17 protein-coding genes are annotated in these 22,612 nt (G+C 50.1%); 5 read left to right on the forward strand and 12 right to left on the reverse strand.

Annotated features, from left to right (window positions below):
• Positions 1–9: 9 nt before the first annotated feature.
• The 8 genes from recG to fabD form a co-directional block, all read right to left on the reverse strand.
• Entirely contained in the window at positions 10–2,136 is a 2,127-nt protein-coding gene (recG, locus tag NZM04_09005) for an ATP-dependent DNA helicase RecG (GenBank protein ID MCS7064161.1), read from the reverse strand.
• Positions 2,127–3,551, reverse strand: coding sequence for an FAD-dependent oxidoreductase (locus NZM04_09010; GenBank protein MCS7064162.1), 1,425 nt, complete (start codon positions 3,549–3,551; stop codon positions 2,127–2,129). The genes recG and NZM04_09010 overlap by 10 nt, the downstream gene beginning before the upstream one ends.
• Before the next feature lie 2 nt (positions 3,552–3,553).
• Entirely contained in the window at positions 3,554–5,545 is a 1,992-nt protein-coding gene (locus NZM04_09015; protein MCS7064163.1) for a DEAD/DEAH box helicase, read from the reverse strand.
• Positions 5,546–5,550: 5 nt separating this feature from the next.
• Positions 5,551–9,141 carry a 2-oxoacid:acceptor oxidoreductase family protein gene (locus tag NZM04_09020; protein ID MCS7064164.1) on the reverse strand — a complete coding sequence of 1,197 codons (3,591 nt, stop codon included), beginning with the start codon at positions 9,139–9,141 and terminating at the stop codon, positions 5,551–5,553.
• 73 nt (positions 9,142–9,214) lie between these two features.
• Positions 9,215–9,859 (reverse strand): fructose-6-phosphate aldolase, encoded by a 645-nt coding sequence (fsa, locus tag NZM04_09025; protein ID MCS7064165.1) that lies wholly within the window; start codon positions 9,857–9,859, stop codon positions 9,215–9,217.
• Between the two features lie 23 nt (positions 9,860–9,882).
• Entirely contained in the window at positions 9,883–11,301 is a 1,419-nt protein-coding gene (locus NZM04_09030; protein MCS7064166.1) for a glucose-6-phosphate isomerase, read from the reverse strand.
• Positions 11,302–11,368: 67 nt separating this feature from the next.
• The gene (gene fabG, locus NZM04_09035) at positions 11,369–12,109 is read right to left on the reverse strand and encodes a 3-oxoacyl-[acyl-carrier-protein] reductase (protein ID MCS7064167.1); all 741 of its coding nucleotides are present in this window, start codon (positions 12,107–12,109) and stop codon (positions 11,369–11,371) included.
• A gap of 33 nt (positions 12,110–12,142) precedes the next feature.
• Positions 12,143–13,075: an ACP S-malonyltransferase gene (gene fabD, locus NZM04_09040; protein MCS7064168.1), complete on the reverse strand. Its 933-nt coding sequence runs from the start codon at positions 13,073–13,075 to the stop codon at positions 12,143–12,145.
• Between the two features lie 104 nt (positions 13,076–13,179).
• Here fabD and NZM04_09045 point away from each other — a divergent pair, with 104 nt between their 5' ends.
• The 5 genes from NZM04_09045 to NZM04_09065 all read left to right on the forward strand — a co-directional run bounded on the left by NZM04_09045 (position 13,180) and on the right by NZM04_09065 (position 17,433).
• Entirely contained in the window at positions 13,180–14,430 is a 1,251-nt protein-coding gene (locus NZM04_09045; GenBank protein ID MCS7064169.1) for an MFS transporter, read from the forward strand.
• 89 nt (positions 14,431–14,519) lie between these two features.
• Positions 14,520–15,209 carry a thioredoxin family protein gene (locus NZM04_09050; GenBank protein MCS7064170.1) on the forward strand — a complete coding sequence of 230 codons (690 nt, stop codon included), beginning with the start codon at positions 14,520–14,522 and terminating at the stop codon, positions 15,207–15,209.
• A 25-nt stretch (positions 15,210–15,234) separates the two neighbouring features.
• Positions 15,235–15,984 carry a MotA/TolQ/ExbB proton channel family protein gene (locus NZM04_09055; protein MCS7064171.1) on the forward strand — a complete coding sequence of 250 codons (750 nt, stop codon included), beginning with the start codon at positions 15,235–15,237 and terminating at the stop codon, positions 15,982–15,984.
• A gap of 31 nt (positions 15,985–16,015) precedes the next feature.
• Positions 16,016–16,432 (forward strand): biopolymer transporter ExbD, encoded by a 417-nt coding sequence (locus NZM04_09060; GenBank protein ID MCS7064172.1) that lies wholly within the window; start codon positions 16,016–16,018, stop codon positions 16,430–16,432.
• Entirely contained in the window at positions 16,432–17,433 is a 1,002-nt protein-coding gene (locus NZM04_09065; GenBank protein ID MCS7064173.1) for a TonB C-terminal domain-containing protein, read from the forward strand. Before NZM04_09060 ends, NZM04_09065 begins: the two co-directional genes overlap by 1 nt.
• Before the next feature lie 2 nt (positions 17,434–17,435).
• Here NZM04_09065 and NZM04_09070 read toward each other — a convergent pair whose 3' ends face one another.
• From NZM04_09070 to NZM04_09085, 4 genes are all read right to left on the reverse strand, one after another.
• Positions 17,436–18,179, reverse strand: coding sequence for an acyloxyacyl hydrolase (locus tag NZM04_09070; protein MCS7064174.1), 744 nt, complete (start codon positions 18,177–18,179; stop codon positions 17,436–17,438).
• Between the two features lie 123 nt (positions 18,180–18,302).
• Positions 18,303–19,688, reverse strand: a complete 1,386-nt coding sequence (gene hydA, locus NZM04_09075; protein ID MCS7064175.1) for a dihydropyrimidinase — start codon at positions 19,686–19,688, stop codon at positions 18,303–18,305.
• Positions 19,689–19,736: 48 nt separating this feature from the next.
• Positions 19,737–21,059 carry an NAD-dependent dihydropyrimidine dehydrogenase subunit PreA gene (preA, locus tag NZM04_09080; GenBank protein MCS7064176.1) on the reverse strand — a complete coding sequence of 441 codons (1,323 nt, stop codon included), beginning with the start codon at positions 21,057–21,059 and terminating at the stop codon, positions 19,737–19,739.
• Between the two features lie 15 nt (positions 21,060–21,074).
• The gene (locus NZM04_09085; GenBank protein MCS7064177.1) at positions 21,075–22,496 is read right to left on the reverse strand and encodes an NAD(P)-dependent oxidoreductase; all 1,422 of its coding nucleotides are present in this window, start codon (positions 22,494–22,496) and stop codon (positions 21,075–21,077) included.
• Between the last annotated feature and the right edge of the window lie 116 nt (positions 22,497–22,612).

Raw genomic sequence — 22,612 nt, forward strand, 5'->3', positions numbered from 1 at the left:
AAACCCTTATCAAGCAATCGCCTTGAGAAGAGGTATGCTCCCTTCCAGTTTAGTCAAGTAAGCTTTCAGCTTTGGATAACGACCGAGCTCAGGATCCTCATGAATTACCGACTCAGCTTGTTCACGCGCCCGCTCAAGCAGATGAAGATCATGGAGAGGATCTCCTATCGCCAGTGGTGGAAGACCACTCTGCTCCGTGCCTAGCACATTCCCAGGACCACGGATCTTCAAGTCTTCCTCTGCTACACGAAAGCCATCATGAGTTTCCTCAAGTATCTTCAAGCGCCGCCATCCCTCTACCTGAGCGGGATCGCCGATCAGCACACAATAAGACTTTTGATTTTTTCCACGGCCAACACGCCCACGTAACTGGTGAAGTTGAGCGAGCCCAAAACGTTCAGCATTTTCGATTACCATCATGGTAGCTTGCGGAACGTCTACCCCGACTTCGATTACTGTCGTGGAAACCAACACATGCGTGCGTCCTTCCCGAAAGGATTGCATGACTTGTTGTTTCTCCTCCGCAGACAATCTCCCATGCATGAGATCAACCTTATACGGTGAAAGGATTCGTCTTAATTCCTCCACTTGAGATTGGACTGCCTTTGCCTCGAGCTTTTCGGATTCCTCCACTAGAGGATATACGACGTAAGCCTGGTGCCCCTTCTCAAGCTCTTTCTTCATAAAGCTCCATACCTTTGGCAAATCCTCTTCACAACGGACCGCGGTGATCACTTTTCCCCTGCCTGGAGGTAATTCGTCTAAAATCGAAACTTCCAAATCACCATATACGGTCATCGCTAATGTGCGAGGAATAGGAGTAGCAGACATGACAAGCACATCCGCCTGTGAACCCTTATTAATCAAAGCTAGTCGCTGCATAACCCCGAATTTATGCTGCTCATCGATCACAATCATTCCGAGATTTGAAGCATCGTAGCTCTCATAGAGCAGCGCATGTGTGCCCACGACTATATGACCGTGCTCCCCGTATAAATTTTTAAGAAGGTCATCCGTGTCTAGCGGTGATTGATGATAAATCTTTTTTGATCCAGTGAGCAATCCGACCGAGATTCCAAGTGGCTCAAGCCAGCCACGTAGATTGTAGTAATGTTGCTCAGCCAAAATTTCCGTCGGAGCCATCAACGCTGCATTTTCTCCACGTTCTACTGCGAGAATCATCGCAGCTGTAGCGACTATTGTTTTCCCCGCACCGACATCCCCCTGAAGCAGCCGATGCATTGGGGAAGGACGCGAAAGTCCCTCTTGAATTTCCTGTATCGCTCGAGACTGTGCTCGAGTCAGTGGAAAACCTAAATTTTTCAAAAACAAGTCGAGAAATCTTTTTTTCACAGGCGGACGATGACGCGGAATCGCCAACCGAGCAGCCTTACGTTTGGCAACTAGACACTGCAAATAGAAAAACTCGTCGTAAACCAATCGCCGACGCGCCTCACGGGCTTCCTCTAGGCTTCGTGGGAAATGCACGCGCGACAAGGCCTCACTAAGACTGAGCATGTCCGTAGGTGGCGGGTATATTTCATCCACACTAATCCTCGCGGATGGTGAATCTGAACGCATGAGTTGTATCAGATCCCATATAGCGCGGCGCATGCCTCGCTGGCCGATACCCTCAGTCAATCTATAAATCGGTGTCCAGCGATCTATGTGAATATGCTCCTCGTCTCCTGCAGAAAGGACTTCATAATCTGGATGGATCATCACCCAACTCTGTTTTCCCATCTTTAAACGTCCATAGACGATAACTTCCTTCCCCTGCGTTAGAATCTTTGCCAGGTATGGCATGTGAAACCACATGCATCGAAGCACATTTTTGCGATCCAAAACGGCTTTTTGAGCAATCCATATTTCAAAAACTTCTCGTCCCCCTTTCCATCTCATCAGGCGTGCCGAGCTAATCCGGCCTCGATAAGTCAACGCCTCTCCTTCCTCTGCTTCGGACAAAGATTTCCATTGTGTGCGATCCTCGTATCGAACGGGAAGATGCAACAAAAGATCACGAGGTGTCTCAAAGCCCATTTTCTTGAGAGCTCGAATTTGTGCCCGCGGAAGACGTAAGACACGCTCCAGTTCTAGCTCCTCTGGGCATTCGAGAGAGTTCAGTTTTATGGGCATTGAGCAGCGATTTCCTCTGCTGGATAAGTCCAGATTTCGGCTAGCGTCGGATGATAATGGGGCATGGCAGCGAGATCTTTTGCTGTTGCGCCGAAATAAATGCACGGCACAATTTCATGAATCAAGTCCGACGCCATAGGCCCCACAGCTGACGCGCCCAAGATACGTCCAGTGCCTTTCTCTGCGAGTATTTTCACAATCCCGTATTCTGCCCCATGAATGATTGACTTTCCATGATCATTAAAGGGATAAGTGGCTTTAAGGTAAGGCACTCTATTTTGTATAAGGTCTCGTTCTCTAAATCCCACTCGCGCAAGCTCGGGTGAAGTGAAAATAACAGCCATACTCAAAGATTTCCACGGCATGCTAGCTCTCTCACTTTCTCCAAGCGCAACAGCTACAGCATTTGACCCAGCAATTTCACCAGCACGAACTGCGACATGGACAACCCTCTCTTCCCCTGTTACATCGCCTGCGGCAAATATGTGGCTCTGGTTTGTTTGTTGATGCGCATTGACGAGCACTCGACCGCCTTTCATCTCGATAGATGCGGCTTCTAGGTTGAGTCCACTTATTGCAGGTTGCCGTCCCAGACCATGAAAAATTTCCTCCGCGATTAATTCTCGTCGCGCGTTCTGGTGTTCAAAGGTCACCCTCTTACCATTAGGAGTATTTTCGATCGAGATAAGCTCTACTCCCTTGCATACCTTGATTCCATCAGCCTGTAGAGCTGCTTCTAACTCCGCTGCTATGTCCACATCAAAGTCACGAGCAATTTGATCGCTCCGTTGAAGCAAGGTCACTTCAGTCCCCAGCTCATGATAAAATTGGGCAAATTCAAGCGCCACGGCTCCTCCTCCGAGGACGATTAGAGATTGCGGAATGTGAGAGCGTTCCAACGCTGCATCACTCGTGAGAGGATCTGCCTCACGTAATCCTGGAATCGAAGGCCAATGAATTTCTGAACCAGTCGCAATAACAAACGCCTTAGCTTGTAATCGGCTTATGCCATCCGTGCTCTCGACTTGAAGTTGATGTGAATTAATGAATGAAGCTTTTCCTCGGATGAAGGTAAATACTCCTTGTGTAAGTTGATGGATACGATGCTCCGCAAAGCCACGTATAAGGTCATCTTTTCTTTTCCAGATTCTATCGGCATTTGGTGATGCTGAAGGATTTAGCAGTCCAAATTTCTCCGCTTCACGAATGGCCCGGTAGCGATGACTGCTTTCAAGGAGTGCTTTAGTGGGCATACAGCCTCGCAAAATGCATAATCCGCCCAGTTGCGAAGCTCCTTCTATTAAAGCAACACGGCCTTTAGGGTTGACCCCACGTTTTGTGAATTCTGACACAGCAGTGCGAGCCGCGGCGTATCCCGCGCTGCCCCCGCCAATAATGATGACGTCTAAGTCCATAATTACATTCTTACCGACCGCCATACGTGACTGACAATTCGCTTTTGTGATGAGGTTAATGGAGGAAGGGATGGAATCGTTCTAATTTCGTGCGAATCAAGATATTGATTCACCCATTGTTTTAGGGCTTGCCAACGCTTGTTTTCAAAAGTTGGCGCATGGCGAATTTGCCTCAGAAGGCTGTGCCATTCAGTAATAAGCCGATCCACATCGCCCCGACCAAGATTTTCTTGTTTGAAAGTGGGGGTCATTTTTCGACCTGTGAGCATTTCTTCAATGTATTCGGCAGCCCCAACACCGTATTGCCATGGCACTCCCAGCATGAGGTAGCCTTCAATTGTTATACGACCGTATTTAGATTGGCAGACGGTAGCTAAACGGCCAGTCCATCGAGGTTGACTTTCGCAAAAACGATCGGCAGCAAACAGGTTACCTAGATCAATGACCAGATGATCGATAGGATACTCCTCTTCTTCGATTGCTGCAGCGATAGCCAAACCTTCAGGGCCGACAAAACAACGCGCGATTCGTCCGCGAAACGTCAATCGTAGATCATAATCAATCAATCCAATCCGCTGCCATTGCCAGACCATTGTAGGTTCATTCGATGTCGCCTCGCATTCTTCACGTAAATAACAGTGCTTACAGCCGGAGAAACGCCGATATCTCCGGCGAACGAGTCGCGCACGTCCTGTATCTGTGAACTGTCCACACGGAAACGCATCACGACTTCGATTCGCTAAATTCTCAAGTCCCAACCTCGGTGGAGTGGTGTTGAATAAAGAGGCAGCTTGCTGATACAATTTATTGATATCTAGCCGTTCATGAGGAAAAGCCTTCTGAAGGAATAGATGCCAAGGAAGCAGGGGAGAACGCCGCAAGGATTGCTCACGCGCTTGACTCATTTTAGCCGAATAGCGCGTGGCTAGCACGTAGCCTCGCTCATCTAATCCGCGTCGCCCAGCTCTCCCCATCATTTGGAGCAAGCCGTGAGGCGGAATTTCACGGTCTATGCCATCTACTTTGTAGAATGTATTGGTGATAAGGACTGACCGCAGTGAGAAGTTTATCCCAGAGCTTAGACCTAGTGTAGCCACGACGGCTCGGAGTTGTCCCGCTTTCGCCAGAGGCTCGATCACTCCAGCTCGCTGAGCGTAGCTCAACCCACTGTGGTGACACCCGATTCGCGCTTTGATCCAGAAACGAAGCTGCTCCGACAGAAGCGCATCTTGTTCCTGTGTTAATTCCAAAGGCACTGCTGGCGGCAGACGTGTGGCTAATTGTTGCGCAAGTTTTTCAGCTTCCTTGCGATGGGGCACAAAAATGAGAACTGGGCCGAGATCTTCGCGAAGTGCACCTGCGACGACTCGTGTCCAAAATCCTTGAATTTCTTTCGGAACAGATGCAGCGAGCGCCTCTCCATCGATTTCTTCAAGCGGAACAGGACGGTTCGTATGTCGCACGATTACTGACTCTCTACCGATTTTTTTAAGCCAGTTGGCGATTTCGGTGAGATTTCCAACAGATCCACTCATGAGGAGAAGTTGTGTTGTGATGGGGAGCTCTATGACAACGGCCTCGTAGTGGTGGCCGCGATAAGGATCACTGATCCATTGATATTCATCGATGACGAGAAGATCGGCTTGGAGTTCTCCTGTGATCAAGCCCATGACAGCTTCCAAGGTCGCCACAATCACAGGTGCATTCGTATTGAGACTGATGTCTCCCGTCATAATCCCAACTGGCCAGCCTTTGGTTTTCCATTCTAAAAACTTATCGTTAGCAAGAGCCCGTGTCGGCACGGTGTAGATGGCGCGTTTTCTGAATTTGTGGGCTTCGACGACCTTTTCAAAGACTAACGTTTTCCCCGCACCAGTAGGTGCTGAGAGAATCACATTTCTGCCATCTAGCAAATATTGAATGGCTTGCTGTTGCCAAACGTCTGGAATGACGATCTGGGCTAACGTCTGAGATAGATCGTGGAAATGGCTCAATGCTACTAGGCAACAAGTGTAAGAGAGCTTTTCTCTATGGAAACCTGTTTATCTCTAGAAGCGATGCGCTGCAGTAGTTCAGCAGCCTGTTTTTTACAGGCCTCCATTTTGGGGTAGCGAACTTCACGATACCCCGTCGCTTGCTCTGGAAGCCGCAATATTTCAAGCCAGAGTGCGTATTGTTCTTTTTCTAGATTCTGTGCATTGAAGCTTTCTGCAATCTGAAAATACCAATCGCGAAAAGCTTTTTCTTTTGCATGCCACTCAGGCAAAAGCTTTCTGAGAAATTTAGCTTCGCGCATAAGTCTTAACATCCAAGGCTGCGTCCGAATGTGGAATCGAATTTTGAATGAACCAAAAGCGAATTCGGGGCGGTTGAGATGGCGATAGATTACTTTATCGCCCAGTGCGGGATCGATATTGTAGCGCTCTCGATCGCGCGCGTATTTTTCCTCGGAGGTTAGTAGTTCTGCGACATAGATTTCATCTTTGATAGCCATAACACGGTGCAGATTCCATAGTGCCGCCCGTGTAGCAGCATAGCCGAATTCTTTTTTATCGCGGCGGTGAATCCGCGTAAGACGATTCAAATAATCTTCTGCATAGGGGATAGATTCGTATCGGATAAGGTCGTAGATTCGTTGAGCTAAGAGCTTTTTTTCTTCGTCGTTGAGTTCGAGGACGGCATCAGCATGGGCCATGAGTTTCCAATAGCCCTGGGCGATGGCGTTACCCCTTTTTGAAGGATAACGTTTTTTGAGAAGCTCGGCGTTTTCATGGATGACCTCTTGATATGTGTGCGAAAGTTTTGGACGCGAATTTTGCGATTCAATTACAAGGTATCGTCCGAGGTTGAAGGCGGTGTAGTTTTCGCTTGCGGCTCCGCCCATAGTTTCTCGGATCGCCCACTCGATGGAGGCCAGCGTCAATGGAAGTTGCCCACGCTGGTATGCGACGCCGAGCATAATGATATTAGCGTAGAGTTTGGTGCCGAAGAGACGTTCTGAGTAGTCAGAGATATCTGCGCTGAAATACTCATCGGCGCGGGTGTAGCGGCGTATGGTCGCTTCTAGTGCCTGAACACAAAAATCATCTTTTCCAAGTAAGGATAATATAGTGGGAGTCTTAGCAGTGTTAATGATCGCAACAGTGCGAGAAGGAGAGCCGACGCGCTGGTTAACCGACGGATCAAGTCCACGAGCAGCTTCAAGTGCATCCAAGCCAAGAATCAGGTCCGCTTTTCCATAGGGGATGATGAGTGAAGTGTGGTCGATGTGTTGTTGACGAAAAGTAATTTGGGAGTAAACGCCGCCGTTGCGTATCGCTAAGCCATTTTTATCGCTAAAGAGCACGTTGTATCCTTCCCGATGGCCAGCGCGCACCAGGACAGCTGTGGCACTAGCGATGCCCATGCCGCCTACACCGGCAATATAGACGCTCCAAGAGTCGGTGATTTTTTTGATGGTCGGTTTGGGGAAAGAGGTCGGATCAATTTCGGGAATCCGATTGCGAGGCTTTGCCTGTCGCACGATCGTCACTTCTTCAAACGAAGGGCAAGCATGAATCTTTGTGCAAGCGGTATCCGCTACGCACCAAGAGAGGTCGGTCTGAATCTTTCTGCCGTAAGGGGTTTCTAGAAAAGTGAGACCGGGACACCCCGTAGCTTTAGTGCATTCCAGACAGTATTCGCAGACTTCGGGTGTGATGTTGATAACCGTCTTGCGTCGGAGGAAACCGTTTTTTTTGATTTCAAGACGCTCTTCACGGCTTCGACGACGATGAAACGTTATGCCACATTCCTTGTCTGCAATGATCACTTTGACGCCGGGCTTGAGAATCGTGTCTTCGAGGAGTTGCCGATATTGCTCACGAAATGCTGGATTTGTACGAATCACCTCGACTCCGGGGGTTTCGATCATAGCTTGAACGATTTTCTCTATGTGTTGAACAGGGGTGTGGTTGCCTAGTAGATCGTAATCGAGCTCAGGAGTGGTCTGGTGACCGGTCATCGCGGTCGTTTTGTTGTCGAGGATGATGTAGGTGATGTCTTGTCGATTTTTAATTGAGTTGGAAATAGCAACTTGGCCTGAATGGAAAAATGTGGAGTCGCCCATGAAGACGACTTGTTTATTTGTGATGAAGGGATCGATTCCTGCACCTGTGCCACCGCCCAGACCCATACCGGAGTAGTTATGCATGAGGTCTTTGGTAGGCTCAAACATGAGCATGGTGTAACAGCCCGTATCACCATGGAAGACGAGATCAATTGGTTCTCTTCGATGCTTCGTGCGCATGTAATTTTCATCGCGAAAGTCCTTTTTCACTTCGACAAGCACTGAAGCGGTATCGCGATGAGGACAGCCTGCGCAAAAAGTGGGGGTGCGCGCAGCGAGCCGAACATCGAATCGAGACGTCTCCTGAATGAGAGCAAGCTCGCTGTCTAGGCGATCATGTTTTTCTGGCGGTAAAGCCGGCTTGAGGAGCGGAATAAGTCTTTCTATAACGATGGAAGGATTTAAACCGCGCGATTCAGGAAACGCTTCAAATGGGGCTGGGAATCTCTTCCCATAGAGAGGAATCGAAATTCGAGCTTGTGAGAGGATAGTAGCGATCTGTTCCTCGATGAAGCCACGGCGTTCCTCCACGATGATTAACGATTCACAACGGGAAGCGAAGTCTTCGATCAGGTGGGGAGAGATGGGGTAGGTCAAACCAAGTTTCAATACTGGGAATTGATCATCGAGGGCGAGTTCGTGCAAAGCGTGATTAAGATATGATGCAGCGAGGCCGGCGCTAATAAAACCGAAGCGGTAGCGTTTGGAAGGTGACTGCGCCGGTAGGGTAATTTTATTGATGTTGAGCGACTCGCTAATTTCCCAGAGGCGTTGATAGCGTTCGGGAAGGGATTGTTCCCTCCTCCAAGTGCGCGGCGGAAGAAGAACCATCTTTTCAAAATCTACTCGCCGTGTATCGAGACATATAGGCTGTTGTGTGTTGATTTTTGAAAAATGATTCCGACGAGTGAGGACTGATCCGCCTCCGTCGGCTTGGTTGGTGGTGATGAGATAGCCGATGTAGAGCTCAGCACCGCGGGCCATTTTGAAAGCTAGATCAACCCAATCTTTAATTTCTTGATTGGTCGAGGGCTCAAGGACAGGCATGTGAAGATGTTTGAATAAGTAACGTGAATCAGCAGGGACTTGTGTGGAATCGCTCCATGGGTCGTCTCCAACAACAACAATCGCTCCGCCTTCAGGATGAGAGCCTGCAAGATTTCCTAATGCAAGTGCATCAGACGCTACATGCAAACCTACGGATTTCATGACGGCAACCGCACGCAAAGCCGCCATTTGCGAGCCGTTGAGCATCGCTGCTGAGAGGGCTTCGTTGTTTGCGATCGTCGCATGTATCCCGTGTGCCTTGAGAAGCTCTGCAATGTTCTCGACTGTATCGAAGAAACCTGCTACGGGCGAACCTGGATATCCTGTCCAGAGATGAGTGCCTCCCTCTGACTCTAGGAGTCCTTTTACAAGAAGTTCATTTCCAGTGTAGACTTCGACTCCTTCCTCTTTCAAAAAGCGAGGGTCAATTTTCATTTAGGTAGGGTAGATTTTAGTCGCTCTGCGTCAAGAGCTGGCGGGTCGGAGTGGGTTTATTGAGTAGCAAACATTACTTTTGAGCCTTTGTCCAATCGTCCAGAAATTTCTTTAACCCAATGTCTGTGAGTGGATGTTTGAAGATTTGTTGAAGCACTGACCACGGTGCCGTGATGACATCACTGCCAATTTTTGCGGCACGATAAAAGTGTAGAGGAGAGCGAACTGAGGCTGTGAGGATTTCAGTCGTAAATCCATAGTTGTCGTAAATAGTGCGGATATCGTTGATCAACTCCATGCCGTCGTGGCCTATATCATCAAGCCGTCCTACAAATGGACTGATGTAGGTCGCTCCAGCTTTTGCCGCTAAAAGTGCTTGGTTAGCTGAAAAGCAAAGTGTGACGTTGGTGGGAATACCCTTGTCTGTAAAATGACGGACGGCCTTTAAGCCTTCGGGAATCAGGGGCACCTTGATAACAATATTTTTGTGCCAACTCGCAATCGCCTCGCCTTCCTTGATCATTTCTGGGGCGGTCAGGCTTACTATTTCTGCGCTGATCGGACCATCTACCAGAGCAGCGATTTCTTCGATAAGCTGACGAAACGGTTTTCCACTTTGGGCGACAAGAGATGGATTCGTCGTGACGCCGTCAATAATGCCCATGGCCACGGCTTCGCGGATCTGACCAAGGTCGGCTGAGTCTATAAAGATCTTCATAACTTGAAGTAGGTTGGATGACGCTAGAGTGAGATTAAAAATTCGCTTTTGGGTTTAGGTGCTTGAGTGACTTCTTTAGCTTTAGCTTCATATCCTTCGCGCCCCATGAGGCCGTAGGCATACTGCTTTCCCGCTTCTACACCCGGCTGATCAAAGGCATTTATGTCGTAAAGCTCGCCCGCGTAAGCGGTTTGTAACTCCAGAAGCATAAGCAGCGCGCCGACTGTGCGAGGTGAAATTTCTGAAAGTTTTATTGCGCAGGTAGGACGTTGAGCATTTTGAAGCGCGAGTTGCGTAGCGGTGTATTCTGCCTCTAGGAGCTCATTCAGCGTGTGTCCGGCAAGGTATTGGATGGAGGTCTGGTAAGTCATAGTCTCTGGAATGTATATGCGGTGATGAAACTTTTCTGTGGAGAGAAACGTTATTACCTTGTCGTAGGGACCTTCCATATAAAGCTGGAGTTGAGAGTGTTGATCAGTAACGCCGAGGGATTTGCAAGGGGTCTGTCCAGTATATATCTTTTGACCTTTTCGGTTATGGGCTTTGCCGAGACTTTCTGCCCAAAGTTGACGGAACCAATCTGCGATATCTTTCAGAGCGTGAGCGTAAGGCATCATGATTTGGATATTTTTGTTTTTAGCTGTGTGCATGAGATAGTGATACCCCGCCGCAGTGAGTGCGGGATTTTTTTCGGGAGATTTGGCAGTCATGCATGCACGCTCCATTGCGGCAGCGCCAGACAGTAGATCGTGGATGTCAATGCCGCTAACAGAAGCTGAGAGGAGACCAACTGCGCTAAGGACTGAGAAGCGGCCTCCTACGTTGGAAGGAATAGGCAGCGTTTCAAATCCTTCAACTTCTGCGATCGCTCGAAGCGAGCCATGCTGGGGATCTGTTGTGATCAGAAAATGGCGGCGTGCTTTTTTAGGCCCGAGTTTTTTGAAGAGGAGTTCCTTTATCCACATGAAAATAGACATGATTTCAACAGTGTCGCCCGATTTGCTGATGACGTTGAAGAAGGTTTTCTTGAGGTCGAGAGTGTCAAGAAGGCCTGCCAGGCGATCTGGATCGATATTGTCGGGAACGTGTATGGTTGGGACTTTGCCACGTTTCTTCCATGAGATTTCGTTGTGATACGGATGTCGAAGTGCGGTATGTAGAGCGATATTACCGAGTGCTGAACCCCCGATTCCGATAACAACGAAAGTGTCGAACTTGTTGCGAATCTTTTTTGCAATTTTAGAAATATGGTCGGCAAGGGCTAAGTCGTAGGGTAAATCTAAAAATCCAATTTGTTGAGACTGCCGAAGCTGGAGTATGGCCCTGTGTGCTGCGACAAGTCGAGGCTTCAGGGCTTCCCATTCTTTTGGCGTGATGCCATGGGTGGCGCCGATCCGTTCAGATCGAAGACCGTTGAAATCATAAGTGATGCCTATTTTCATACCTATATAAAGAGCTGAAGGCTCATGGGCTGTAGCTGTAATATTCAGCAGACAACGAATAGCGTGATTAGCTCATCACCATACCGCCATCAACTACAAAGGATTGTCCAGTAATATAATCGGCTTGAGAGCTAGCAAGGAAGGCCACAAGGTGAGCGACATCTTCCGGTTTCCCAAAGCGTCTGAGCGGAATCTGCTCGAGTATTTTGTTTTTGATCTCATCAGGCAACACACTAGTCATATCCGTCTCGATGAAGCCTGGACAGACAGCGTTGCATGTGATGTTGCGAGAGGCAAGCTCACGTGCAATGGATTTGGTGAAGCCGATAAGTCCTGCTTTTGAGGCAGCATAGTTGGCTTGGCCGGTATTACCAATCAATCCGATGACAGAGGAAATGTTAATTATCTTTCCATATCGTGCACGCATCATAGTGCGGATGACCGCCTGAGTCCAAAGGAAGGCTCCTTTGAGATTAGTGTTTATAACGGCATCCCAGTCTTCCGTTTTCATGCGCATCAGGAGAGTGTCACGCGTGATGCCAGCGTTATTGACCAATACGTCAATACGCCCCCACTCGTTTTCAATTTGAGTAACAGCTTCTTCGATTGCCGACGCTTGGGTCACATCCACAGAGAATGCGCGGGCGTTTCCACTCTTTTCTTTAATCGTTGAGACCGTATCGTTAAGTTGCTCAAGTGACCGACCAACGCAAGCTACGGTATAGCCATGCGAGGCTAGATTTAAGGCAATGGCGCGGCCGATTCCTCGACTAGCGCCAGTGACGATGGCTATGGGATTTGGATGCATAAGAATGAAGGGGGGGGCTGTTAGGATAAGTTATTATTGAGATATAGTTTCGATCAATCTCTCAAGCTCTTCAAGCGTTGCAACGCTCCGGCACGAGACTTCAGGATTGATGCGCTTGCAAAAACCAGCTAGCACACCGCCTGGCCCAAGCTCGATAAATTCCTGGACACCGGATTGAATGAGATTACGAATGGTTTGCTCCCATTTGACCGACCCTGTGATTTGTTGTTTGAGAGTCTGACGAATTTCAGAGGGAGTGTTTACAGGTTGTGCATGCACGTTAGCCCATACGGGGACTCTAGGCACTTCGATTTGTGCCTCATCAATAAATGGAGCCAAGGCATCTTGCGCTGATTGCATCAGACGGGAGTGATAAGCTCCTGCTACGTTGAGAGGAATGACACGCTTGATGCCATATTGCTGTGCTAAGGAAGGGAGTAATTGCATACGGTTGCTTTCACCCGAAAGAACGATTTGCCCTGGAGCATTGAAATTAGCAACATCTACACCAGCTTGGTCAGCGATTTTTCGTGCGGTCTCTTCATCTGCGCCAATGAGAGCAGTCATCCCACCGTGAGTTGCCTCGCAAGCCTTTTGCATAAACTCAGCACGACTACGAACTAGCCGAAGCCCTTGAGAAAAAGAAAAAGTGCCTGCCGCAGCATGCGCAGTGTATTCACCCAGTGATAGTCCTGCATAGGCAGTTATAATCAGGGACGGCAGCCTTTGGACGAGAAGCGAATGTAAGGCGTAACCGTGTAGGTATAACGCAGGTTGACAGTGCGCCGTCTGAGTGAGTAGTCCCTCTGGACCTTCAAATGAGATTTTGGAAATCGAATATCCTAAAATTTGATCAGCCTGCTCATAAAGAGCGCGAATGGAAGGCATGCGATGATACAGATCTGCTCCCATCCCTACTTTTTGAGCGCCTTGGCCAGCAAAGAGGATCGCCCGTTTGATTAACATAATTAAGAAATCTAGGCACTTAGCAAATATTAGCACTGATGGAAAGAAACGTTTCGAGCTAGGAGCTTGATGGAAGATAGCATTTGTTGCAGATTCTCGTGGATATGAGTTTTTTAAAGGGGCTACGTTCGGTCCTCCATGTGAGCGTGATCGTCGCAGCGCTGGGGTATTTTGTCGACATTTACGATCTCTTGCTTTTCAGCATTGTGCGAGTGCCCAGCTTGCGGGATATCGGCCTCTCTGAGAGTGAAATTGCGACACAAGGCTTATGGCTCTTGAACTTACAGATGGCTGGCATGCTCATAGGGGGGATCCTTTTTGGAATCATGGGAGATCGCAAGGGGAGGCTTAAAATACTATTCGGATCGATACTACTCTATTCGGTGGCAAACTTCGCTAATGCCTTTGTGCACGATGTGACCACCTATGCCGTTTTGCGTTTTATCGCTGGCATAGGCCTAGCAGGTGAGTTGGGTGCTGGAATCACTTTGGTGAGCGAAGTGTTAAGCAAAGAACTAAGAGGTTATGGAACGATGCTCATAGCCTCGGTGGGAGTGAGTGGAGCAGTGTTGGCCTACTACGTTGCAGAGCACTTTGATTGGAGAACTGCTTATGTTGTGGGTGGAGTGTTAGGATTTCTATTGCTGCTTTTAAGAATCCACGTGCACGAGTCAGGGATGTTCAAAGCTTTGGAGGCTCAAGAGCAGCGCGCCTCAGTAGGGATCTCTCGAGGTAACTTCTTTGCTCTTTTCACAGACAAAAGCCGCTTTCAACGCCTTACCTTCTGCACTCTGATCGGCTTACCTGTCTGGTATGTTGTAGGAATTTTAATAACACTTTCACCCGAGATGGCGCGCGCGTTGGGCGTCCAAGGAACAGTCAGCGCAGGCAAGGCCGTCCTTCTCTGTTACACAGGTCTGATATTTGGAGACTTCTGCAGCGGCACGTTAAGCCAAATCTTACAGACACGAAAACGTGTCATCAGCATCTTTGTAGGATTGACAGCAGCCGCTGTGGCCAGTTATTTCCTGCTACCGTGGCGAAGCTTAAAGATTGAGGTGTTCTATGGAGTCTGCTTTGCCCTAGGGTTCTCGATAGGATTTTGGGCCGTATTTGTAACAGTAGCCGCTGAACATTTTGGCACCAATCTTCGTGCTACCGTCGCCACAAGTGTGCCCAACTTCGCTCGTGGCCTCCTTGTCCCCATGAGTGCCATCTTTTCCCTCATCAAATCCTCCACCGACATCCTTACAGCCGGCTGGATGCTGGGGCTAATCGTAATCCCTATCACATTTACTGCCATATACTTCTTAGAGGAAACCTATGGGAAAGACCTCAATTTCGTCGAGAAATAATCTCATCATAACCTCCAGGAATCACGCCCTGCGCCCACAGACACTCCTTAGACGTTGACGAATCTCCATGCTTATTTAAGTTCTAAGCCATGAAAATCTCATCCTCACTATTCTCCACAATAGTCTTTTTACTTGGTCTCACCTGCTGTAACCAACCTACCCCCCCTGCCACGCCTTTCCCATCAACCACCACAAGCACTGAAAACACCGAACCACTAAACTCTTCCCCATCACCTTCCCCAAATCAACCATCACCTAACGAAACGTCCAACGAGGAGATCAATGAAGCCCTAATAAACGCCGAGTCCCCCATAGAAGACTTCGCCGAGGAGGCTGCCGAACCCCCCCTTCCCTCTACCACAACCACCGAGCCTAAAACCAACTCCACAGAGAGACATAAACTTAACAAAATCCTCGACTTCAACCAAGCCCTTCAGGCCGCCCAAAGCAACGGAAAACCCATCCTACTCGACTTCACCGGATCCGATTGGTGCCCGCCCTGCATCCGAATGGAGCGCGAAGTCTTTAGCACGCCCACTTTCGCCGAATTCGCCAACCAAAATCTCAACTTCGTCTATGTCGATTTTCCACGTCGCAAAAAAATAGACCCCGCACAAGTTCAGCACAACTCCGCCCTAGCTGAAAAATTCAACATCCAAGGCTACCCCACCCTCATCCTTCTAGATAAAAACGGCAAAGAACTCTCCCGCATCGAAGAATACCTCCCTGGCGGCCCCAAGCGTATCATCGATTGGATCCAAAAAACTACTTCGCAATAAATTCTCCCTCCCCTTCTCATCCTCAATGATCCCCTGTTCCCTCCTCGCACTAGCCGTGGGACAAGGCGACGGCTTCATCTTTGCCATACGTGAATCTAATGTCGCTGGCAAAATCATCCTCATCATCCTTTTCATCGGCTCACTCATCAGCTGGTCTGTGATCATTTCAAAGTGGTATCAACTCCACCAAGCCAAAAACAAAAATGCCCAATTCCTCCAAGCCCTCCGTTCCGACCGCAACCCCCTTCATCTCTACCTCAAAAAAATTTACTTCCTCCGCTCCCCCCTCTACGCCCTCTACGCCACAGGATGTAAAGAACTCCTCTACCACATGCAATACACAGACCGCTCTCCTGATCCCCCAGGCCCACATCCCTTTATCCCTCGAAAAATCACCTCCACCGCCATGAGCGCCGTTCGCTCCGCTCTCGAGCGCGAAGTCGGCGAACAAGCCCTCCAACTCGAAAGCCAAATGGTCGCCCTAGCTATCGCAGTCAGCGGCGCTCCATTCCTCGGTCTCCTCGGCACAGTCTGGGGGGTCATGGATACCTTCTCATCCATCGCCCTCGCAGGCAAAGCCCATCTCGCCACGATGGCTCCAGGCGTATCTGGGGCACTCGTCACAACCGTCACCGGCCTCATGGTCGCAATCCCAGCCATGTTCGGCTACAACTACCTCGTCGTTACTGTCCGTGCTCACACCGTGCAGCTCGATAACTTCGCAGCCGAGCTCATCTCCATTTTTGAGCACTACTATCTCGACACTCGCCACTAACTCCCCTCCCCATCCGCCACCATCCAAAAATATGAAACGTTTCTCCTCCCGCAGCGGCTACACTAGCATGGCCGAGCTTAACGTCACCCCGATGATCGACCTCGCCTTCACCCTCCTCATCATCTTCATCATCACCACCCCGCTGCTCGAGCAGACCATCCCCCTTCAACTTCCTGTCGCCACGATCCAGCCCGATTCCCAACCCGCGCCAGAAGCCCCACCCAAGACGATCCATCTCGACCTCCAAGGCATCATCTACGCCGAAAATCGCCCAGTCACCCCCTCCCAGCTTGAAGACATCTTGATCGAATGGAAAAACTCAGATCCCCAAGTTGCCGTCGTCCTACGAGCCGACAAAGACACCCGCTACCAGCAAATCGTTGATATCCTCGACGCCCTCAAAAACGCCAACATCAAGCGCTTCGGCCTCGTTCATACCCAGAAATAATGTTGCCACCTCACCGCTCCCATCCCACTTCTCCAGCCCTCCCCAGGCTCTCAGAATCATCCGCCCCTACCCCAACGCCTTCACCAGACATAGAAAAACTCTCTCCACCCCCGCCTCCGCCCGTTCGTAAACTCCCCACATTCACCCTCGTCTTAATCCTCCACCTAGCCGCGCTCGCCCTCCTCTTCTGGGCCACAAAACCCAAAGCCGATCACTCCACTGTCCACATCATGGAGCTCATTCAGCCTCCAAGCCCGCCCGAGTCTCCTGAGCCTGAACCCGAGCTACCCTCGCCCCCAGCCGAATCGACCCCCCACCCATTACCTACGCCTCCTCCGCCACCACCACAGCCTACTCTTCCTCCCCCACCTCCCCCACCTCCCACCCCAGCCCCTATGTCTCCACAACTCATAAACAATCAGCCTTCTAAGACTGAGACTAAATCTCAACTACCAACTCCTCTATCTCAAAAACCCGAGTCCAAACCTAAGCCTAAACCCTCTCCCTCTCCCTCTCTTCCTCCTAAGCCTGCTCCCAAGCCCCTACCCAAGCCCGAAAAACCAAAAATCGAAATATCAAAAGAAATCGTCAAGAGAAGCGCTCCCCCCAAAAAATCTCCTCAACCTCAAACCTCCAAGACCAAAAAGAAGTCAGAACCCTCAACCCCTTCCTCCTCACGCATCTCGACTTCCAGCACCCCAGCCCCTTCCTCAAAGAAACCCGATTTCACCCCCTACTACGAGCTGATTCGTGAACGAATGAACCGATTCTGGCGACAACCCGTCCAATTCGCACACCTCGACCCCAAAGCCATCATCCGCATACAACTCGATTCCACAGGAAAAATTCTTTCAGCCTCTCTGGAAGAATCCTCAGGCATCCCTGAATTCGATGAAAGCGCTCTCGAGGCCGCTCGCGAAGCCGGTGAAATCGGGGCTGCACGACCAGTAGGAATGCCAGAATTTGTGACAATTACGTTTCGCCTGGATCCAAAGGAATAAATTCAGAAACCCCACAGAAGCCCTAGCGTAGGCCCACCGACGTCTATCCCATGATTGGGATGCTCAGGTTCAGTCAACCACGCTCCCGAAATATGATAATAAGAGGCACCCAGCGTAACCGCTAAATTTTCGTTGAAGTCATAACGCACACCAGCGCCGACGTGCCAACTCACCGTAAGATCCTGCCCCTGCGCACGAATTTCACCGCGCGAGTCGATCGCTCCGACTCCAAATCGTCCCTCAAGATAAGGCACCACAAACCAATTTTCTCGGACGAAGTTATACCGCGTGCCGATCATAAAACCAAGCCATCGACTTTCAATGCCTCTAAGAATCGGGGCAAAAACCAGCGAAGCTGTCACCTCAGTATTACCACGCCACCACGCCCCACTGACTTCGTCCACTTGATAGTGAAAAGTTAACATTTGCGGCGCAATCGTGTAGTCAAACTCATTTCTCCAAAAAGGAAGATAATCCATGTAGCTCCCTTGCCATGAAATCGCCATGCGGCCCTTTTCATAGCGGCCGCGCGGACGGAGGGAACGAGTTGGTTTAACATTTGCCGTCTTTTTATTGAGCTGGACGGTATCTACTCGTGTCGAAGCCATTTGGCGTCTTGCCTCTTGTGAGGCTTTGTCTTTGTATGGCTCTGAAAGGCCGTTTTGTCGGACTTGTCGGGCTTCGGTGAAGGGAGATGATACCGTGAAAAGGATGAGGAGAATTAATGAGGTTTTCGCAAAAGGCACAGTCAGGATTTGAGCACAGATTCAGAGGCAAAGCGAGCGATTAGTGAGCCGATTTTAATGGCATCGCAGACACTCCGACACAGAAGGCTGGCTATAAAAGGTTAACCCCCCGGCGCGTCTCTTTTAGCAATGATAGTGTGGGGTGCGGCGAAGAAATTGGCCGTATCCCATTTCGCCGATGAATTGGCCATCGCGAACCATGATGCGTCCGCGAACGGTAACCGTTTCCGCTCGTCCTTCGAGTGGCCAGCCTTCGAAGGGATTGTAGTCCACATTCATGTGGTGCGTGCGAGCTGAGATCGTGGTTTTGTAGTGCGGATCGAAGATGACGAGGTCAGCATCGGAGCCGAGTTGAATCGTGCCTTTGCGAGGATAAAGGCCGAAGATTTTTGCAGCTTGGGTGCTCGCAGCGGCCACAAATTGGTGTAGGTCGATGTGGTGTCGTCTCACGCCGTAAGTGTAGAGCACAGTAATGCGATCTTCGAGGGAAGGAATGCCGTTTGGGATGAGGGTGAAGTTGTCGCGACCGAGATCCTTTTGGCCGCGGAAATCGAATGGGGCGTGGTCAGTCGCTACCGTGTGGATGAATCCTTGACGGAGGGCGTTCCAGAGGACTTCGTGATTGGCTCGATCGCGGAGAGGCGGGGACATGACGTATTTTGCGCCTTCGAAGTCGGGGCGTTGGGTATAGCTGTGGTCGAGGACGAGGTATTGGATGAGGGTCTCGATCCAGCAGGCAACGCCGCGTTGGCGTGCTCCTAGGGCCTCTTGAAGAGCTTCGGCGCAGCTTAAGTGAACGATATAAACGGGAGCCCCTGTGAGCTCAGCAAAGGTGAGCAGATGGCGCGTGCCTTCCGCTTCGACGCGCGGCGGGCGGCTGTGGTAGTGGTATTCGGGAGCTGTTTTGCCTTCGGAGAGGAGTTGCTTTTGAAGCTCGGCGATGAGGTCGGCGTTTTCGCAGTGGGCGGTGGTGATGACGCCGAGGGATCGAGCCAGCCGGAGAGTGTGGTAAAGTTCTGTGTCATTGATGCCGAGCGCGCCTTTGTAAGCGAGGAAGACTTTGAAACTGGCGACACCATCGGCGACGATTTGTCTAAGGGCATCGGGCGTGGATTCATCAAATCGTGTGACGCCCATGTGAAAGGTGTAGTCGCATGCGCTTTTGCCAGCTGCCTGAGAATGCCACAGTTGATAGGCTTCAAGAGGGTCATCGTTTCGAGCCGGGCAGATCATTTCAATGAGTGTGGTCGTGCCACCAAGAAGAGCTGCTCGGCTTGCGGTCGGATAAGTGTCTTTGGCATATGTTCCCATGAATGGAAGGTAAATGTGAACGTGGGGATCGATGAAACCAGGGAAGATATATTTGTCCCGAGCATCGATAATTGTGGCGTCGGGAGGCGGCTCAATTCGTGGAGCGATGGCGGTGATCGTCTGGTCTTCGCAGTAGATGTCGGCACGGTAACGATCGGTTGCGGTGATAATTTCGCCGTTTTGAATAAGGAGAGGCATAGGGTTTTTAAGAATTGTCTCGCCTTAGGCGAACTTTGGCGAGCGAAATCAAGGGTGAGGGGGGATCGGAGCAATAAGGCCAGCTTGGAGTTGTTCTTGATATTCCTTCCAAGTGAGCGGCGGTCGATTGGTGGGGACAGGAGTCATCGTGATGCAGCCATCTACTGGGCAGACGAGGGAGCAGAGGTTGCAGCCGACGCAGTCTTCCTGGCGTATTTTTGGGATGGGTTTACTTGGGATGGGACTCGGGCTGCGCTCGAGGCCTATGGACGCTGGATCTACGAGGTCGATGGATTGATAGGCACCGTCTTCACAGGCGATATAGCAGAGGTTGCAACCGATGCATCGGCTGTAATCAATGTGGGCGACGCGTTTGTAGTGGAGGTCTAGGTTTTCCCATTTGGTGACGTTGGGCACGGCACGTCCGCGGAAGTCGTCGAGCGTTTGGAATCCTTTGCTGGACATGTATTCAGCAAGACCATCGATGAGATCTTGGACGATGCGGAAACCATAATGCATAATGGCCGTGCAGACTTGAACTGTGGAAGCGCCGAGAGCGATGAATTCTGCTGCATCACGCCAAGTAGTGATGCCGCCGATGCCAGAGATCGGAAGATTGACTTGAGGATCGCTCGCACAGGATTGCACCATATGTAAGGCGATAGGTTTAACTGCCGGACCGCAGTAGCCTCCGGATGTGCTGAGGCCGTTGACGTAGGGCTCGGGTGTAAAATGGTCGAGGTTTACGTTGGTGATGCTTTTGATGGTGTTGATGAGCGAAATCGCGTTGGCGCCGCCTCGAGATGCGGCTCGAGCTGCATCTGTGATCTGGGTGATGTTAGGGGTGAGTTTGACGATGACGGGAATTTTGCCTGCTGCTTTTTCCATGACCCATGAGGTGATGACTTCGATCACATCTGGATTTTGCCCTACGGCTGAGCCCATGCCGCGTTCGCACATGCCATGAGGACAGCCGAAGTTTAGCTCGATGCCGTCGGCTCCTGCATCAATCGCCCGGTCCACAAAGTCATGCCAACGTTCCCGCGTATCCACCATGAGCGAGGCTACAATAGCTCGATCAGGCCAGCGTTTTTTACATTCGTAGATCTCTTTGAAGTTGGTTTCGGGTGCCCGCTCACTGATCAGCTCGATATTGTTGAAGCCGACCATGCGATGCTGATGATAATGAAGCGCTGAGTAACGAGAGCCAACGTTAGGGGTGGGATCGCCGATCGTTTTCCAGACGAGTCCGCCCCAGCCAGCCTCAAATGCACGATGACATTGGTAGGCTGTGTTCGAAGGAGGACCTGAGGCCACCCAAAATGGATTGGGTGAACGAATGCCAGCAAGACTAGCGCTGAGATCAGGCATAGTGAAAAAGAGCTTTTATGAATATGCGAGACTCGATCGGAAGTAGGCAGGCTCAGCTGTGTGGCCAGCCAAGAGAGAATTTGGATTATGAAGATTTGGGCTGTGGCTTGAATAGTGATGCGGAGAAGGATGTGTTGCTGTTTTCGCCGAAAAAATTTGATGCATAGCCTTTGCAGCTCTCTTCCCTTCAGCTACTGCGTGAACCACCTCTCGGCCGCCGTTTGCACAGTCGCCGCCGGTGAATATCCGTGGATCAGAGGTTTGCCCCGTTTGAGGATCGTGGAGAATCAGTCCTTTGGAACTGAGTTGAACGGTAGGGAAATTTTGCAGAATCCACGAAGTGAGCTTTTGCTGCCCGGTGGCTTTGATCAGCATATCGCAAGGAATCTCCCACTCTGTGCCACGTATGATTTCAAGTTCCCCATTTGAATTGTAACGAGTGCCAGCAAGCCGAAGCCTTTCTATGTGTCGGTCGGATGACAGAAAAATTTGGACGGGCAACGTATTGAAAAGAAAATTAATACCTTCTTTTTTAGCCCGCTCGTATTCAAATCGGTATGCTGGCATCTCACTTTCGCTGCGGCGATAGAGGACTGTGACGGTCTTTGCTCCAAGAAGCCGGGCTTGTATGGCCGCGTCCATGGCGGTGTTGCCGCATCCGATGATTACGACGTTTGCCCCTACAGAAATTGTGTTCTGGGTAGTTACACGAATGTTTTCAATGAAATCAAGTGCATCAAGAATGCCTTTTGAATTTTCATTGGGGATCCCTAAAGAACTTGCTCGTCCTAGCCCTACTCCTAAGAACAGGAGGTGATGTTTTTGAAGTAATTCTTCGCCAGTCAGGTCTCTTCCAATCTCTGTATGATACTGGATAGTAACACCCAATTTCTCAACAAGCGCAACCTCTTCGAGGCTAACTTGCGGAGGCATTTTGTAGTATGCTACGCCATAGGTGTTCAGCCCGCCCCCAAAAGCTTTTTTCTCATAAATAACAACCTCATGCCCCAGACGAGCTAACTCTGCTGCACAAGCTAGACCGGCTGGTCCAGCACCGATCACACCGACACTGCAGCCTGTTTTAGCAGACTTCACAGACAGAAGAGTGTGTGCCTCACCAGCAACAAAATCGGTAGCGTAACGTTGGAGACGGCCTATTTTCACGGGATCACCTTCTTTTTGCGCTACGACACAAGCGCCCTCACACAACACGGTTGTCGGGCAAACCCTCGAACAGCTTGCACCAAGAATGTTAGCTTCGAGAATGACTCTTGCTGCGCCTCTAGGGTTACCTTCGGCGATACGACGTATGAAAGCAGGCACATCGATGCCCGTTGGACAGCTCTGAACACAAGGTGCATCAAAGCAATACAGACACCTTGATGCCTCTACTCGAGCTTGCTGATCAGTATAAGGCCCTTCTTTTTCCGCAAGCATGTGGTGAGCTTTTTCTAGACTTATGCTTAGATGCGCTGCCATAAAGTTTATGTTAAATAACCATAATACACATACTATCCAAATGCACACTTATCTGAACCGAACCTACGATAAAA

This window comes from Candidatus Methylacidiphilales bacterium (assembly GCA_025056655.1).
In the GTDB taxonomy this organism is placed as follows: domain Bacteria; phylum Verrucomicrobiota; class Verrucomicrobiia; order Methylacidiphilales; family JANWVL01; genus JANWVL01.

What these genes read in the sequence shown, in the direction of transcription:
- hydA (MCS7064175.1), bottom strand. Translation starts at nt 19,688, where the DNA reads ATGCCTCTCCTTATTCAAAACGGCGAAATTATCACCGCAACCGATCGT.
- NZM04_09085 (MCS7064177.1), bottom strand. Translation starts at nt 22,496, where the DNA reads ATGCTTGCGGAAAAAGAAGGGCCTTATACTGATCAGCAAGCTCGAGTA.
- NZM04_09030 (MCS7064166.1), bottom strand. Translation starts at nt 11,301, where the DNA reads ATGAAAATAGGCATCACTTATGATTTCAACGGTCTTCGATCTGAACGG.
- NZM04_09060 (MCS7064172.1), top strand. Translation starts at nt 16,016, where the DNA reads ATGAAACGTTTCTCCTCCCGCAGCGGCTACACTAGCATGGCCGAGCTT.
- recG (MCS7064161.1), bottom strand. Translation starts at nt 2,136, where the DNA reads ATGCCCATAAAACTGAACTCTCTCGAATGCCCAGAGGAGCTAGAACTG.
- NZM04_09020 (MCS7064164.1), bottom strand. Translation starts at nt 9,141, where the DNA reads ATGAAAATTGACCCTCGCTTTTTGAAAGAGGAAGGAGTCGAAGTCTAC.
- NZM04_09050 (MCS7064170.1), top strand. Translation starts at nt 14,520, where the DNA reads ATGAAAATCTCATCCTCACTATTCTCCACAATAGTCTTTTTACTTGGT.
- NZM04_09065 (MCS7064173.1), top strand. Translation starts at nt 16,432, where the DNA reads ATGTTGCCACCTCACCGCTCCCATCCCACTTCTCCAGCCCTCCCCAGG.
- fsa (MCS7064165.1), bottom strand. Translation starts at nt 9,859, where the DNA reads ATGAAGATCTTTATAGACTCAGCCGACCTTGGTCAGATCCGCGAAGCC.
- NZM04_09055 (MCS7064171.1), top strand. Translation starts at nt 15,235, where the DNA reads ATGATCCCCTGTTCCCTCCTCGCACTAGCCGTGGGACAAGGCGACGGC.
- fabD (MCS7064168.1), bottom strand. Translation starts at nt 13,075, where the DNA reads ATGTTAATCAAACGGGCGATCCTCTTTGCTGGCCAAGGCGCTCAAAAA.
- fabG (MCS7064167.1), bottom strand. Translation starts at nt 12,109, where the DNA reads ATGCATCCAAATCCCATAGCCATCGTCACTGGCGCTAGTCGAGGAATC.
- NZM04_09010 (MCS7064162.1), bottom strand. Translation starts at nt 3,551, where the DNA reads ATGGACTTAGACGTCATCATTATTGGCGGGGGCAGCGCGGGATACGCC.
- NZM04_09045 (MCS7064169.1), top strand. Translation starts at nt 13,180, where the DNA reads ATGAGTTTTTTAAAGGGGCTACGTTCGGTCCTCCATGTGAGCGTGATC.
- preA (MCS7064176.1), bottom strand. Translation starts at nt 21,059, where the DNA reads ATGCCTGATCTCAGCGCTAGTCTTGCTGGCATTCGTTCACCCAATCCA.